The organism is Ferrimonas balearica DSM 9799, from assembly GCF_000148645.1.
GTDB lineage: Bacteria > Pseudomonadota > Gammaproteobacteria > Enterobacterales > Shewanellaceae > Ferrimonas > Ferrimonas balearica.
The window spans coordinates 3,515,117-3,528,887 of record NC_014541.1; the positions used below are offsets into that span (position 1 = coordinate 3,515,117).

The 13,771-nt window shown below is 62.3% G+C and carries 11 protein-coding genes; 5 read left to right on the forward strand and 6 right to left on the reverse strand.

The window, feature by feature from the left end:
* Nucleotides 1-2 precede the first annotated feature (2 nt).
* The gene (locus FBAL_RS15980) at nucleotides 3-293 is read right to left on the reverse strand and encodes a DUF134 domain-containing protein (RefSeq protein ID WP_013346623.1); all 291 of its coding nucleotides are present in this window, start codon (nucleotides 291-293) and stop codon (nucleotides 3-5) included.
* Nucleotides 294-467: 174 nt separating this feature from the next.
* Here FBAL_RS15980 and FBAL_RS15985 point away from each other — a divergent pair, with 174 nt between their 5' ends.
* Entirely contained in the window at nucleotides 468-2,180 is a 1,713-nt protein-coding gene (locus tag FBAL_RS15985; RefSeq protein ID WP_013346624.1) for an amidohydrolase, read from the forward strand.
* Between the two features lie 35 nt (nucleotides 2,181-2,215).
* Here FBAL_RS15985 and FBAL_RS15990 read toward each other — a convergent pair whose 3' ends face one another.
* The gene (locus tag FBAL_RS15990; protein WP_041251831.1) at nucleotides 2,216-4,441 is read right to left on the reverse strand and encodes a S9 family peptidase; all 2,226 of its coding nucleotides are present in this window, start codon (nucleotides 4,439-4,441) and stop codon (nucleotides 2,216-2,218) included.
* A gap of 231 nt (nucleotides 4,442-4,672) precedes the next feature.
* On the opposite strand from FBAL_RS15990, the gene FBAL_RS15995 reads away from it, so the two are divergent.
* Nucleotides 4,673-5,410 carry a hypothetical protein gene (locus tag FBAL_RS15995; protein WP_013346626.1) on the forward strand — a complete coding sequence of 246 codons (738 nt, stop codon included), beginning with the start codon at nucleotides 4,673-4,675 and terminating at the stop codon, nucleotides 5,408-5,410.
* 498 nt (nucleotides 5,411-5,908) lie between these two features.
* On the opposite strand, the gene FBAL_RS16000 is transcribed toward FBAL_RS15995, so the two are convergent.
* Entirely contained in the window at nucleotides 5,909-7,087 is a 1,179-nt protein-coding gene (locus tag FBAL_RS16000; protein ID WP_013346627.1) for a hypothetical protein, read from the reverse strand.
* A gap of 228 nt (nucleotides 7,088-7,315) precedes the next feature.
* Between FBAL_RS16000 and FBAL_RS16005 the strand changes: the two genes are divergently transcribed.
* On the forward strand, nucleotides 7,316-8,293 hold the full coding sequence (locus FBAL_RS16005; RefSeq protein WP_049779547.1) for a lipid A deacylase LpxR family protein: 978 nt from the start codon (nucleotides 7,316-7,318) through the stop codon (nucleotides 8,291-8,293).
* A gap of 9 nt (nucleotides 8,294-8,302) precedes the next feature.
* Here the strand turns inward: FBAL_RS16005 and FBAL_RS16010 are convergent, their stop codons facing one another.
* Nucleotides 8,303-9,646, reverse strand: coding sequence for a DUF3943 domain-containing protein (locus FBAL_RS16010; RefSeq protein WP_013346629.1), 1,344 nt, complete (start codon nucleotides 9,644-9,646; stop codon nucleotides 8,303-8,305).
* Nucleotides 9,647-9,780: 134 nt separating this feature from the next.
* Between FBAL_RS16010 and FBAL_RS19700 the strand changes: the two genes are divergently transcribed.
* Nucleotides 9,781-10,083, forward strand: a complete 303-nt coding sequence (locus FBAL_RS19700) for a hypothetical protein (protein WP_049779549.1) — start codon at nucleotides 9,781-9,783, stop codon at nucleotides 10,081-10,083.
* A gap of 1 nt (nucleotide 10,084) precedes the next feature.
* On the opposite strand, the gene FBAL_RS16020 is transcribed toward FBAL_RS19700, so the two are convergent.
* Nucleotides 10,085-11,095 carry an adenosine deaminase gene (locus FBAL_RS16020; RefSeq protein ID WP_013346631.1) on the reverse strand — a complete coding sequence of 337 codons (1,011 nt, stop codon included), beginning with the start codon at nucleotides 11,093-11,095 and terminating at the stop codon, nucleotides 10,085-10,087.
* 140 nt (nucleotides 11,096-11,235) lie between these two features.
* A complete protein-coding gene (gene gndA, locus FBAL_RS16025; RefSeq protein ID WP_013346632.1) occupies nucleotides 11,236-12,756 on the reverse strand; it encodes an NADP-dependent phosphogluconate dehydrogenase in 1,521 nt (506 codons plus the stop codon).
* Nucleotides 12,757-12,957: 201 nt separating this feature from the next.
* Between gndA and FBAL_RS16030 the strand changes: the two genes are divergently transcribed.
* The gene (locus FBAL_RS16030; protein ID WP_013346633.1) at nucleotides 12,958-13,509 is read left to right on the forward strand and encodes a lipid-binding SYLF domain-containing protein; all 552 of its coding nucleotides are present in this window, start codon (nucleotides 12,958-12,960) and stop codon (nucleotides 13,507-13,509) included.
* Nucleotides 13,510-13,771: the final 262 nt, after the last annotated feature.

Here is a 13,771-nt window from a genome sequence, read left to right on the forward strand (position 1 = left end):
AGTTACGCTCCTTCGACTTCAGACGGCAGTTCAATGGCGTGTCCCTGGGTGATCGCCTCAGCAATCTTACGCCGCGCCCGGCCCAGGGCATTGCCCAGGGTTTGCCGGGATACGCCCATGCGCTCTGCCGCCTGCAACTGGTTCAGCCCCTCGGCATCAACCAGGCTCAGGGCTTCAAACTCCTCCGCAGTCAGACGCTGACGCGGCAAATCCCGGGCGGGAATGCCATTAGGCTTAAACAGGCTACAGGGCGCATTGGCGCACAGACAGCGGGGCTTACGGGGACGAACCATCACCACTCCGTCACTCAATGAGTTATTGGCATATGCCAATAACCATCTTGACCGGGAACGCGACCCGGTGCTGTGAAATCGATCGCAAACTCACCGCAGACTCATCGCAGACAGCGAACGCAAAGTGAGTGTCTACACTGATGTTGCCACGATATCTGCCCAAGGACCCTCTGCATGAAACCCCTCTGGCTGCTGTTACTGCTCACTTTTTTCCCGCCTGCGATGCTGGCCGCCGACGACCAGACCCTCTACTTTGGCGGGCCGATCATCACCATGGAACCGGCGCAGCCCAGCGCGGAAGCGGTGGTCACCCAAGGCACCAGGATTCAGTTTGTCGGCACGCTGGCCGAAGCGCGCCAACGCCATCCGGACGCCAGCCCCCATAACTTAAAGGGGCAAACCCTGATGCCGGGCTTTATCGAGCAGCACCTGCATCCGATTCTGGGCGCATTGGCGCTGTCGGTGCCGGTGATCGCTCCAGAAGCCTGGGAGTTACCGGACCGCACCTGGCCTGCGGTCACCGCCCAGTTTGACTATCTGGCCGCCCTGAAAACGGCGGAAACCGAGATGACCGACCCGGATGCCACGCTGTGGACCTGGGGCTACCACCACCTCTACCACGGCCGTCTCAACCGCACCATGCTGGATGGGATCAGCCGCACCCGTCCCATTGGGGTATGGCACCGCTCAGCGCATGAGTTTTACGCCAATACCGCCCTGCTGGAGAAGTACGGACTGACGGAGCAAGCGCTGGCCGCCGCTCCCGCTGACGCCCGGGCCCAGACCGACCTGGATAAGGGGCATTTCTATGAGAACGGGGCGCTGGTGTTCTTTCTGCCCCGGGTGATTGAGGATCTCGCTTCGGAGGCGCGCTTCCGGGCCGGGCTGAATGCGATGATCACCATGCTGCATCGCAATGGGGTGACCGCCTACAACGAACCCGGTGCCCTGGTGGTGCCGGCCATCGCTGACCTCTATACCGAGATCCTCGCTGCCGACAGCACGCCGATGTACTCCTTCTTTACCGCCGAATCCAAGTCCCCCTACCTCAAGCATGGGGCCGGGCCGGAGTTGGTGGCGGCGGTGGAGGCGCAAACCCGCCTGCTGCCTCAGACCGGCAAGGTGCGTTACTTCGATAAGCAGGTGAAGATCCTGTTTGATGGCGCCATCATCTCTCAGTTGATGCAGATGAAGGACGGCTACCTGGATGGGCATAAGGGGGAGTGGATTCAAGACCCGGAACAGACCCGCGCCATCATCGAAACCTTCTGGGATCAGGACTATCAGATCCTGGTCCACACCAATGGCGATCTGGGGCTGGAAACGCTGCTCTCCATACTCGAGGCGCAGCAGAAGCGGCGCCCCCGCAAAGACCATCGGCTGACGGTGGTGCACTTTGCCAACGCCACCCCGGAGCAGGTAAAGCGGATTGCGGCACTGGGGGCGATCGTCAGTGCCAACCCCTACTACCTCACCGGCTTCGGCAATAAGTACGCGGAGGTGGGGCTGGGTCCGGAGCGGGCCCACGCCATGGTGCGGCTGGCGGAGGTGGTGGAGGCTGGCATCCCGCTCTCTCTGCACTCCGACCTGCCGATGGCGCCGGCGGATCCGCTGTTTCTGGTCTGGTGTGCCGTCAACCGGCAAACCAACGAGGGCAACGTATTGCGTCCAGACCTGGCCATCAGCCTGGATGACGCCCTGCGTGGCATCACCATCGACGCTGCGCACTCGTGGCGGATGGAGCAGCAGCTGGGCAGCATCAAGGCGGGCAAGGTGGCAAACTTCACCCTGCTGGATCAGAACCCCTACGAGGTGCCTGCCAGACAGCTTAACCGCATCGACGTCACCGGAACCGTGTTTGAGGGGCGCTGGTTCCCGGTTCAATAGGCCACAAAAAAGCCCGCCATATGGCGGGCTTCTCTTTACTCCGGCTTCAGGTGGCGGTCGAAGAAGTCCGCCATCATGGTGTGCCAGTGCACCCGGGTGGCCTCGCCGCGCAGACTGTGTTTCTTGCCCGGATAGGTCATCAGGTCGAACTGCTTGCCCTCATCCTGCAGCAGCTTGATCAGCCGGGTGGTGTTGGTGAACAACACGTTGTCGTCGGCCATGCCGTGATAGATCAGCAGCGGCTTGTCCAGCGCCGGGGCATAGGGGAACACGGAGGCGCGCTCATAGGCCTGCGGCACCTTGGCGGGGTGGCCCATATAGCGCTCGGTGTAGTGGGTGTCGTACAGCAGCCAGTCGGTCACCGGCGCCCCGGAGATCCCCGCAGCAAAGTGCTCACCGGCTTTGAACATCATCATCAGGCTGAGGTAACCACCGTAGCTGTGGCCAAACACCCCGATGCGCTCCGGATCGACGTAAGGCAGGCCCGCCAGATATTTCACCCCGCTGACCTGATCCTCCACCTCCGGTGTCCCCATGTTCTGGTACAGCGCCGTTTCGAACGCCTTGCCGCGGTAGTTGGAGCCCCGGTTGTCCACGGTAAACACCACGTAGCCCTGTTGCGCCAGATACTGGTGGAACGGCTTGTCCCAGCTGTTGGTCACCAGCTGGGCATGGGGCCCGCCGTAGAGATAGACGATGGCCGGATACTGCTTGTTGGCATCAAAGCCCGCCGGCTTGTAGAGGCGGTAGTAGAGCGAGTGCCCCTGCGGCGCGCGCAGGGTACCGAACTCCGGATTCACCCAATCGCTCAGGTAGGGAAACAGGGGATGGCCCGGTTCAACCCGGTTCTGCTCCAACCAGGTCAGCTGATTGCCCCGGGCATCATGCAGGGAGACCTGAGGCGGCGTGCGCGGATCGCTGAAGGTGTCGATGTAGCCGGAGCCGTCTTTGGCAAACTTGATGCTGTGCATGCCCGGGCGGTCAGAGATGCGGGTGATTTTGCCCTCGCCATCCAGCCGCACCCGGTACAGGTGACGTTCCAGCGGGGTGTCACGACGACCGGTAAAGAAGACCAGTCCCTTCTCCTCATCCACCGCTTCCAGTTTATCCACTACCCAGGTGCCCGAGGTCAGCTGGCGCACCGGCTTGCCGTTCATGCCATAGAGGTAGAGGTGGTTAAAGCCGTCACGCTCAGAGGCCCAGATAAACTGCCGGGCGGATTTGAGGAAACGCAGATCCTCATGCAGGTTGATCCAGCTGTCGCTGCGCTCGGTCAGCAACACCCGGGTCTCGCCGTTTTTGATGTCGGCCAGGCGCAGCTCCAGGGTTTGCTGGTCGCGGGATTGCCACTGGTAGCTGAGCTGATTGGCGTTGGCCCAGCGCACCCGCGGCAGGTAGATGTCCTGTTGCTTGCCCAGGTCCAGCCAGCGCACGTTGCCATCCGCCAGCGCCACCACACCCAGCTTGACCGTCACATTGGGACGTCCGGCGGCGGGGTAGCGCTGCTGGATCATGTCGATGCGGTCAGCGTAGATCTCGGAGCGGGTCACCTCGTCCACCGGAGATTCATCCACCCGGATAAAGGCCATATGGGCGTCGTCCGGTGACCACCAGTAGCCGGTCATCCGCCCCATCTCCTCCTGGGCCACAAACTCCGCCATGCCGTTCTTGATGGCGCCGCCACCGTCGCGGGTCAGCGCGCGCTCTTCGCCACTGGCCAGATCCACCACATAGAGGTTCTGGTCACGCACGAAGGAGACATAGCCACCCTTGGGCGACACCTTGATGTCGGTTTCAAAACCGGGGGTTTCGGTCAGGCGACGGGGCTTACTTTCCGCGCTGGCCTGAGCCAGGTCATAGAAGAACACGTCACCGGCCAGGGGAAACAGCAGTGCCTGACCATCATCAGACCAGCGGTACTCCATAATGCCGCTGCCGTAGATGCGCTGGCGCTCGCGGCGCGCCTTCTCTTCGTCGGAGAGGGCTTCGTCGCCCTGGTGCAGGGTATCGGCGTCCACCAGCAAACGGTGGGCGTTATCGCCAATATGGTACTCCCAGAGGTCGTAACGGTGCTGGTCCGAGTCACGCCCTTTCAGGTAGGTCACCCGGCTGCCGTCCGGGGAGTAAGTCAGGGCTCGGGGGGTAGCGCCGGCCAGCTTGGGGTCGGCAAACAGGCGCTCAATAGTGAGGGTTTCAGCCTGGGCTGCAGCCGCCACCAGGCTGCTGGCGCACCACGACAGCGCCAGCACAGTATTTTTCATCGTCATGTTAAACAGGGGCTTATCCATGCCTTTTGTCCATAAAGTGGCCGCCAGTGTAACAGGGGCATACCCTGATCGACAGGGGCGCCCGGCCATTGAGGCGGCCCGGACTGGCTCGCTGTCGTGACAGGGAGAGTGGCGTGATCCGGGCCAAAGAGTGGAGCCGGATGGATTCCCAGTTTCCCCTGCTGTAGCGCATACTCAGGCCATCACCCTTACAACGAGAACACCATGGGCTGGGGAACACTGCTGGGCAAAATGCTGCGGGACGGCGTACTGGAACAGGGCCTGATTGAGACGGTTAAGCCTCAGGTGCAACCGGCGCTGGATGAGATCCGAAGCGCTTCCGGGCAGCTGCTGACGGAGAGCGGCATCAAAGGGGCGCCTGACCCGCAAACCCACCCCAAGGAGGCGTTGCAGTATCAGCTCAGCGAACTCGTTGCCTGCCTGCTGCAAACCCCGCGCAGTCAAGCCTACTACCTGATGGATGAGATGGTGGGACTGGTACCTTCAGTGCTGGCAGCCCACCCCAAGCTGGGCGGTTTGCTGGGTCTGGCACAAGCCATGGGCGTGCAGCTGGGCCGTCCCGGTTCCGGCCAGGGACAGGCCGCGGTGGGCCTCTCCAGCATGCTCGGCGGTGGCCGTATGGCCCAGACGCTGGCCCGCAGCGGCCAGGCGATGCTGGATGGCCAGCAAGCCTACGAGGTGCACGCCAGCCAGGCCCGGGACTGGGACAGCCTGACGCCGCTGCAACAACAGGTGGTGGAACAATGCAGCCTGTTGGCTGCCCTGCTGGAGACCCCGCCGGAGCAGGATGACGCCGCACATCGGCGCGCCATCAACGACGCCATTGAGGTGTTGGAAGCGGTACTGAACCGCCAGGATGATGCCCTGTTTGAGGGGCTCAGCCACGATTACCGTGAGCGCTTAGCGGCCCTGGTGGGCCAGCCGATGACCCGCAACGGTTGAGGTAAAAATCCACCTGCATAGCTGATGGCTTTGACACTGCCCCCTCTAAGGGGGGCTTTTGCTTTCCCGGGATGCCACAGGCATGTGACGTTCCCAATGCCATTAAACGCCTTTGCCGGGACGGCCCGGCGGCCGCCAGAAGGGCTTTGCCCCTCTGGACTCCCCTATGCCTCCAACGCGACGAAAGCCCCTCGCTCCCACTCCTTCCCGTTCAGCACTGCCCAGACTCGCATCCCTGCTCGGCTGGCCACTCGGGCCATCCATGGCCCTCGGCTTCTCTTCCAGTCGCTCCTGCTCGGCGCCGCGAGTCGGCTCAGGTGGATGGCTGCCGCCATGCCAGCCCTTACTCCCAATTCATACCAGCATGTATTTCCATGTCTTAGGTGGGAATTACAGTCCTTAGCTTTTCGGGCAAAGCCCCAAACGAACGATCACCACCTCCATAGGAGATCGTTTAAGACTCACAACAAAAACGCCACCTTGCGGTGGCGTTTTTGATTAACTGGCTCTTACCGCCATCCGTTTGCCCAGCCAGACCCCCAGCCCCAGTGGGGCAAAGAAGATCACCAGCACAAACAGCACAAAGTAGAGGATCAGGCTTTTCAGGGTCACACCGATCTGCTCAAACACCTTCTCCACCGCCTGCTGGGCGATGGCGTCCAGATCGGCAGCCGCGGCCATGCGCTCGCGGGTCACCATCTCCTCCAGCGCCTGGCGTTCAGACCGCACCATCAGCACCAGTGCCTGACGCTCCGCAGAGAGCTGAGCCAGCTTGTCATCGGTCACTTCCGACAGGCGCTCCAGCAGCGGGGCCAGCTCCTGGTTCATGTCCACCGCCAGAGTGCGCATCATCTCCGGTGACTGCGCCATCAACTGCTGGAACTGGCGGGAGGTCTCGCTGATGTCCGCCAGGGTGCGCTGCACCTCATCCGCATTCAGGTTGGCGTGCAGGGCATACAGCTGGGCTTTCCACCCGAGGATTTTCGGGGTTTGCTCGCTCATCATCGCCATCCGGTCGGAGATGTCACTCATCACTTCCGGCACGGTGCCGAAGGTGGTCACCGCTTCCAATTCACTGATGCCGCGGAAATCCAGCCACCCCTGGAACGCACTCAGGCGGGCAAAGGTCAGGTCCGCAATCGGATTGGCAACCACGTAGCCCTGGATAAACGCCTGGTGTGACTGGTAATCGGCACGGCTCAGAAACCCCTTGGCGGTGGCTTCAAACTCCTCCGCCAGGGCCTGGCTGGTTTGCACCGCGATGGCCTGGTAGGGGCCAAACAGCTCGGCACCGGCACCGTGGTCGAAGAAGGCCGCCATCTGCGCGGTCAGTGCCCAGGTGTCCACCATCGACGCGATGGGTGAGGCCTGAAAGATGCTGCGCTGCAGGGCCTGCTCAGCACCGATTTTCCACATCAAGGCGCGGCTTTCGATCATGATATCGACCGGGCGACTGGCCTGCGCCGCGGCATCACGCTCCAGCGCCACGATGCGGTCTGCGGCGTTTTCCACACCACTATAGAACACGTTGGAGAAGTCGCGGCTGAAGACCCGCATATTCAGCTGTTCCTGGGGCAGCGGTTCAATGCCGCTCTCCAGCTTGATTTGGAGCAGGGAGCAGCCGGCGCTCGCCAGCACCAGTACTCCCACCGTTAGGATTCGCCACAGGGTGTGCATCGGATTTCCCATTACTGCTTAGGGGATTAACAGGCCCGCGGAGTCGCGAGGCCGAACAGCCGGCTATTGTCGGGCCTGGAGCGGATTACGCCAAGGGGCTGGATCGCAGCTTTGCAATTTGTCGTTGAGACGGTCGTGGAACCGAACCATAAGCGCTTCTATTCACAGACAAAAATCTTCGCGCCCCGGTGAGCAAGCTGGTAGGGTAAACTGATGAAGAAGTATCCAATGATTGCAAGGACAGCAGCATTTACCGGCCTGCTTGTCATCAGCGCCCCGGCACTCGCCACCTCCACCCTCTCGCTCACCATCGACAACGACGGCGCAGTGGGCAGCGACCGGGACTACTCCAGTGGCCTGTTGCTGGGCTACCACTCACCCCATTGGCGCCCTGATGACGCCCCGGGCTGGCTGGCCAGCCTGGCCAATGTACTGCCCGGCAGCGACCGGCAATCCATCAGCGGTTCGCTGCGACTGGGCCAGATGATGTGGACCCCGGAGGACATTGAGCAACCCCTGCCTCCCGAGGGAGAGCGGCCCTACGCGGGTCTGCTGTTTCTGGAGGGGGGGCTGAGCCGCTTTGCCGAGGACCGCGCTGACCGCTACCAACTGGTGCTGGGGACGGTCGGGCCCAACGCCATGGCCGAAGAGGGGCAGCGCTTTATCCATTTCCTGATTGGCTCCGAGGAACCGATGGGCTGGGATTCACAGATTGAAAACCAGCTGATTGCGAATCTGGACTATCGGGGCGACCGCCGTCTGGCGCAGACGCCGGGGGACTGGGGGCGCACCCCTGAGATCAGCGCCGTGGCAAGGGCCCGGGCGGGTAACTTCCAGAGTGAACTGGCGTTGGGGGCGATGTTCCGTTGGGGTGAGCAGTTGGGGGGCAGCTTTGCCAGCGCCGGATTCCAGCCGGGTCAGTTGGTGGACCCCGGCGCCCTCGCCGGTAGCCCACGGGGCCAGTTCCTGTTTACCGGGGTGGAGGGGCGCTATCGCTTTAACGACATCACCATTGAAGGCGACCGGCCGGATGACGTCCCGGACACCCGCATCGAACACTGGCAAGCCAGTGTGGTGCTGGGTTACCTCTACTACCAGCCCCGCTGGGGCGCCAGCATCACCTTTGAAGCCCACAGCCGGGCCTATCAGGAGGCGGACCACAGCGTCGATGGCTATGGCTCCGTCAGCCTGTTCTGGCGCTGGTAAACCGCCCGCTCAGAGCAGGCGCTCCCCCCGGCCGAAACGGTAAACCAGCTGGCCGCTGATCAGGTCATCATGGCTGTGAAAGTGGCCGCTGTAGAAGTGCCGCCAATCCAGCTGCACCGCCCAGTTCGGGCTGAGGCGGTAGTGTAGCCCGGCCCCGCCATTAAACAGGAATGTCTTGCGGTCGTTGTCCTGGTCACGCAACGCCTCGCCGATCCCGGCGGTCAGGTAGGGGCGCAGGTCGGACTGGCCATTAAAGTAGTACTGGCCATCAACGCTGTAGTTTTCGTAGGTGAGGGTTTCGCCGGTGCGCTTATCCTGCAGTTCGGAGCGGGCGTAACTGAGGCGGGCGGAGAACTGGCGGGTGAAATAGAGGCCGAGGCTGATCACCGGCGTCCACTCATCAGTGGCCTGCCAGGATTTGTCGAGCGCCAGATAGCCGCCGCCCACGCTGATGCCGACAATGCCGTAGTCCACCGGATCTTCGGCGTGGCTGACACCACTATCCCTGCTCAGACGGCTGACGCCGGGGCCGGCTTCACCCGCGCCAATGGCGTAGCGCAGGTTCAACTGCACCTGGGTGTCGTACTGGCCATTACCAAGTGGCACCTCCTGCACGCCCAGATAGCCGGTGCCCGCCTTAATCAGGTCCCGCCCGACCAGCCGGTTCACGCCGCGGCCGATGCTGTCGACCGGGTCAAGAAAGAACAGTGCGGTGCTGCCCAGGGTTTCTGAGCCCCACACGGTGCCGCCCTGCTCGATGATCTCCCGCTCCTGATGAAAGGCCCACTCGCCGTATACCCAACCGAGTACCGGCGTCACCACCAGATCCTGCAGCGAGGGCACTTCAGCAAAGGCTTCGATGCCATACTCCCAGTAGAAGGTGGACATCAGGAAGGAGTACATAAAGGCGTCCCACTGGCGGTAGCCGGACTTGCGCGCCACCTGGTAGTACACGCCGCCAAAATAGGGGTGGCCGATGTAGTTGATGTACCAGACGTCGCGGTCCCAGACCGGGCCTTCCCGGACGTTGTCCCACCACTTCTTCAGCAGCCGGTCATCGCTGCCGTCCCAGTTGGTAAAGTCACTGGGCAACAGTGCCAGAAAGCCTGCAACCCCCACCCCGTACCAGGCCACGGACTTGGTTTGTGACCACACCCGTTCGGCGTCTTCGCCATGGGGCGCACTGAACAGAGAGATGGCGTAGGGGTCATCGTAGACGCTGGCTTCAATCGCCTTATCTTCCCAACTGGTGTTGGTGATGCCTGGGCGATAGATGTCGGATTCCTCAGCCAGTGCCGGACCCGCAGCCAGCAGCATGGCCAAGCCTAAGGGCTTGAAACCAGGGGTGCGCATAGCATGAACTCCTTTCTTCTCTGCGCGACAAAATTGGGACTGACGATGCCCCACCAATGCCTTATGGTTAACGCATTAATAACAGCATCGACGGTCACTTACCACCGGCAGATTACTGAGTGTACTGAGGATTAATGATGGATGAACGCGCCAGAAATGAGTATCTCGAATCCTGCCACCAACAACTGCGCGAGCTGTTTTCGACCGATAGTGGTAAGCGATCCGACCCCGCAGCCCTGCATCGGGTACAGGGTTTTATCCACGCGGGAAAGGTACTGGGGGTACTGACTCGAGAACAGAGTCAAACGATGATGGAACAGGTGCACCTGGAGGTGCGGGGGGAGACGCTGGCCGAGCGGGCGCAGCGTAAGGCCAGACTGGAAGCGGCGCGGCGTGGCGAATACGAGTGTTTCGACACGCCGCCCTCAGAACGTTAACTCAGCGGGTCATCTTCAGCCGTTCCGTGGTGGCCACCACGGTCAGCCAGCGGGCCTTTTCCGACTCCGGCAGGAAGCTGGCCTTAAAGCCGTTGGCCGCCAGCTGACGCAGCTGTTCGTCGGTCAGCGCCAGGGCTTCGGCACAGGCCCGGTAGTTGTCCCCGAGGTAACCGCCAAAATAGGCCGGGTCGTCCGCATTGATGGTCACCAGCAGGCCCCGCTCCAGCAGCCAGCGCAGGTTGTGCTCGGCCAGGTCATCCACCACCTTCAGCTTCAGGTTGGAGAGCGGACACACCGTCAGCGGCACCTGGCGCTGCTCCAGCTCATCCACCAACGCCATATCCTCCTGACAGCGCACGCCGTGATCAATGCGCGCCACTTTCAGCTTATCCAGCGCTTCCCAGATGTACTCCGGCGGCCCCTCTTCACCGGCGTGGGCCACCACTTTGAATCCGGCGGAACGGGCCTCAGCAAAGACCCGCTCGAACTTGCTGGGCGGATGGCCCAACTCCGAGCTGTCGAGGCCGATGCCGATGATCTTGTCGCGATACGCCATCGCCTCGGCCAGGGTCGCGAACGCACTCTCCTCACTGAGGTGGCGCAGAAAACAGAGGATCAGGTAACCGCTGATCCCCAGCTGCTGCTGACCATCCGCCAACGCCCGGTGGATGCCGGACACCACGGTGTCGAAGGCGATGCCGCGATCGGTATGGGTTTGCGGGTCAAAGAAGATCTCAACGTGCACCACGTTGTCCTCAACGCAGCGCTGCAGGTAGGCCCAGGTCAGGTCATAGAAATCCTGCTCAGTGCGCAGCACGTCTGCCCCCTGGTAGTAGAGATCGAGAAAGGACTGCAGGTCGTCGAAGTCGTAAGCGGCGCGAAGCGCCTCCACCGAGGGGTAAGGCAGGGTCACCCCGTTACGCTGAGCCAGTGCAAACATCAGCTCCGGTTCGAGGGTGCCTTCGATATGGAGGTGAAGCTCAGCCTTGGGCAGGGATTGGATCAATTGCATGCAACGCCACCTGTCGGAAAATGCGGGGGGAATTGCTCATAGGAGTCTACGGTTCTGGCGGGACAGCACAAGAACAGAATCACTACTCCGAGCAGATTGCCTCCGGGCGGGCGCGGTGGCAGGCCCGCCCGGAGTCTCCCTCAGGCGGGGCGTACCGGGCGACCGGGCGCGCTCCAGTCGACGTGGAAACGGGCCCCCTCATCGCGGTCGGTACGGGCAAACCCGTGGGCGCCAAAGAAGTCCCGCTGTCCCTGCAGCAGGTTGGCGGGCAGTGTGCCAAGGCGGTAGGAGTCGAAGTAGGCCAATGAAGCACTGAGTGCGCCACAGGGGATGCCAAGCAGCGTGGCCTGGGCGATGGCACGGCGCCAGTTGCCCTGATAACGGTGCAGCTGTTCGGTGAAGAAGGGATCCACCAGCAGGTTGGCCAGGCTGTCATCCCGCTCGTAAGCCGCGGCAATGGATTGCAGGAACACCGCGCGAATAATGCAGCCCGCGCGCCAGATGCGGGCAATGGCGGCAAAATCCAGGGTCCAGCCCTGAACCTTGGCGGCACTGGCCATCAGCTGGAACCCCTGAGCGTAAGCGCAGATCTTGGCGCAGTAGAGGGCATCATGGAGCTGCTCAATCAGGGCCTCGCGCTCGGCGTCGGACAGCGCCACCGGTTCCGGACCGCGCAGCAATTCGGCAGCGGCAAGACGCTCCGCTCTCTGGCCGGACAGCGCCCGGGCGTACACCGCCTGGGCGATGGTCGGAGCCGGGCAGCCCAACTCCAGGCTGGATACCGCCGTCCACAGGCCGGTGCCCTTCTGCCCCGCTTTATCCAGAATCACGTCCACCAGCGGGCCATCACTGGCCTCATCCCAGGTGTCCAGCACCTCAGCACTGATGGCCATCAGGTAGCTGTCGAGCACCCCGGCATTCCAACGGCGGAAGATCGCCGCAATCTCTGCCGGCGTTAGTCCCAGAGCCGTGCGCAGAATGTGGTACGCCTCGCAGATCAGCTGCATGTCGGCATACTCGATGCCGTTGTGCACCATCTTGACGTAGTGACCGGCGCCCGCCGGGCCGATGTAGGCGGCACAGGGCTCCCCTTCACGCACTGGATTGCCGGGTTCAAAACGTTCAATCGGCTTACCGCTGTCCGGGTCTACCTTGGCCGCAATCGCCTGCCACAAGGGCGCCAGTCGCTGCCAGGCTCTGGCATCGCCGGAGGCCATCAGGGAGGGGCCAAAGCGAGCACCCACTTCTCCGCCAGACACCGCCGTGCTGAAAAAGTGGAACTGACCACGGTAGTGGGCTTCCCGTTTCACCGTGTCGGTCCACAGGCTGTTTCCGGTGTCCACCACCACATCATCCGGGCCGATGCCAGCGGCCAGCAGTTGCTCGCACACCGCATCCACCGCCGCCCCTGCGGGGATGGACAACACCACCAGCCGGGGGGCGGTCAGCTGCGCCAGCAGAGTGGCAAGGTTGGGGCAACCCAGCACTCGCCGGGACTGGCTTTCGGCCTGGTCCTGCGCTTCAACCGCGGTGATCTTATCCGCATCCAGATCGAACGCGGCCACCCGATAGCCGTTATCCGCCAGGTTGAGCACCAGGCTTTTGCCCATTACGCCCAGCCCGACAAACCCCACGTCATACGGCGCGCCATTCTGTTCCATTGACCTTAACTCCCTAGCCACGGCGAAAAATTCCGCCGCGGATTATACTCAAGTGGCTTTAAAAGTGAGAGCTGGATCACCAAAGTCGCCATTCCGTGCTGCCAAGGTGAATCCGCTCAGCAAGAAACACCACAGACCCCGGGTTACAAAGTGAACCCCCTTCGTCTGCGCCAAAGCCAGACGTGACAAGGAGCCGATAGGATGAAAAGCATCACTCTCTGGGCCGCGGCCCTGACTCTGTTGACCGCCACTGCCGTACAGGCGGACAGCGTTAGTGACACCATCAGTAAATTCAAGGAAGCGGAAGCCACCCAGCCCTTCTTTGCCAATGCTTATGGCTACGCGGTGTTCCCCACCATTGGCAAGGGCGGCGTCGGCATCGGCGGGGCGTACGGTGAAGGTCAGGTGTTCAAGGGGGGCGTTCATACCGGCAACAGTAAGATGGCCCAGGTGACCTTTGGCCTGCAGCTGGGTGGCCAGGCCTACAGTCAGATCATCTTCTTCCAGAACGCCGACGCCTATGAGGAGTTCACCAGCGGTGACTTCGAGTTTGGCGCCCAGGCCAGTGCGGTGGCGCTGACCGCTGGCGCATCAGCCGGGGCCAACACCAAGGGCACCACCGCGGGAGCCGGCACCGCCCAGGCGGAGAATAAGTACAGCGGTGGCATGGCGATCTTTACCATGGCCAAAGGTGGCCTGATGTATGAAGCCAGCCTCGGTGGCCAGGCGTTCAGCTTCGACCCGGTCAACTGAAGCTGACGATGGCAGCGTCCAGCCAACGGTGGGCGCTGCCATCCTGGCCCAGGTTACCCCCAGCCCGACACAACGCCCCGCCTCAGCAACCAGACCGCCGAGTCACCCTGCCTGCCAGCCCTGCCACCAGAACGCCACCCTGTCCTCATTTGTGCAGCAAAGTTGGGAAGCCCAGCCTCTTTTACGCAACTCTGGGAGCCACTTAACAACTTAGAAACGGGATTCGGCCTAACGTTGAACCTGAACCCATCCTGACACTCTA

Bases quoted from the DNA above. Each gene is read 5' to 3' on its own strand.
- FBAL_RS15980 (WP_013346623.1), bottom strand. From the start codon at position 293: ATGGTTCGTCCCCGTAAGCCCCGCTGTCTGTGCGCCAATGCGCCCTGT.
- FBAL_RS15985 (WP_013346624.1), top strand. From the start codon at position 468: ATGAAACCCCTCTGGCTGCTGTTACTGCTCACTTTTTTCCCGCCTGCG.
- FBAL_RS15990 (WP_041251831.1), bottom strand. From the start codon at position 4,441: ATGAAAAATACTGTGCTGGCGCTGTCGTGGTGCGCCAGCAGCCTGGTG.
- FBAL_RS15995 (WP_013346626.1), top strand. From the start codon at position 4,673: ATGGGCTGGGGAACACTGCTGGGCAAAATGCTGCGGGACGGCGTACTG.
- FBAL_RS16000 (WP_013346627.1), bottom strand. From the start codon at position 7,087: ATGCACACCCTGTGGCGAATCCTAACGGTGGGAGTACTGGTGCTGGCG.
- FBAL_RS16005 (WP_049779547.1), top strand. From the start codon at position 7,316: ATGATTGCAAGGACAGCAGCATTTACCGGCCTGCTTGTCATCAGCGCC.
- FBAL_RS16010 (WP_013346629.1), bottom strand. From the start codon at position 9,646: ATGCGCACCCCTGGTTTCAAGCCCTTAGGCTTGGCCATGCTGCTGGCT.
- FBAL_RS19700 (WP_049779549.1), top strand. From the start codon at position 9,781: ATGATGGATGAACGCGCCAGAAATGAGTATCTCGAATCCTGCCACCAA.
- FBAL_RS16020 (WP_013346631.1), bottom strand. From the start codon at position 11,095: ATGCAATTGATCCAATCCCTGCCCAAGGCTGAGCTTCACCTCCATATC.
- gndA (WP_013346632.1), bottom strand. From the start codon at position 12,756: ATGGAACAGAATGGCGCGCCGTATGACGTGGGGTTTGTCGGGCTGGGC.
- FBAL_RS16030 (WP_013346633.1), top strand. From the start codon at position 12,958: ATGAAAAGCATCACTCTCTGGGCCGCGGCCCTGACTCTGTTGACCGCC.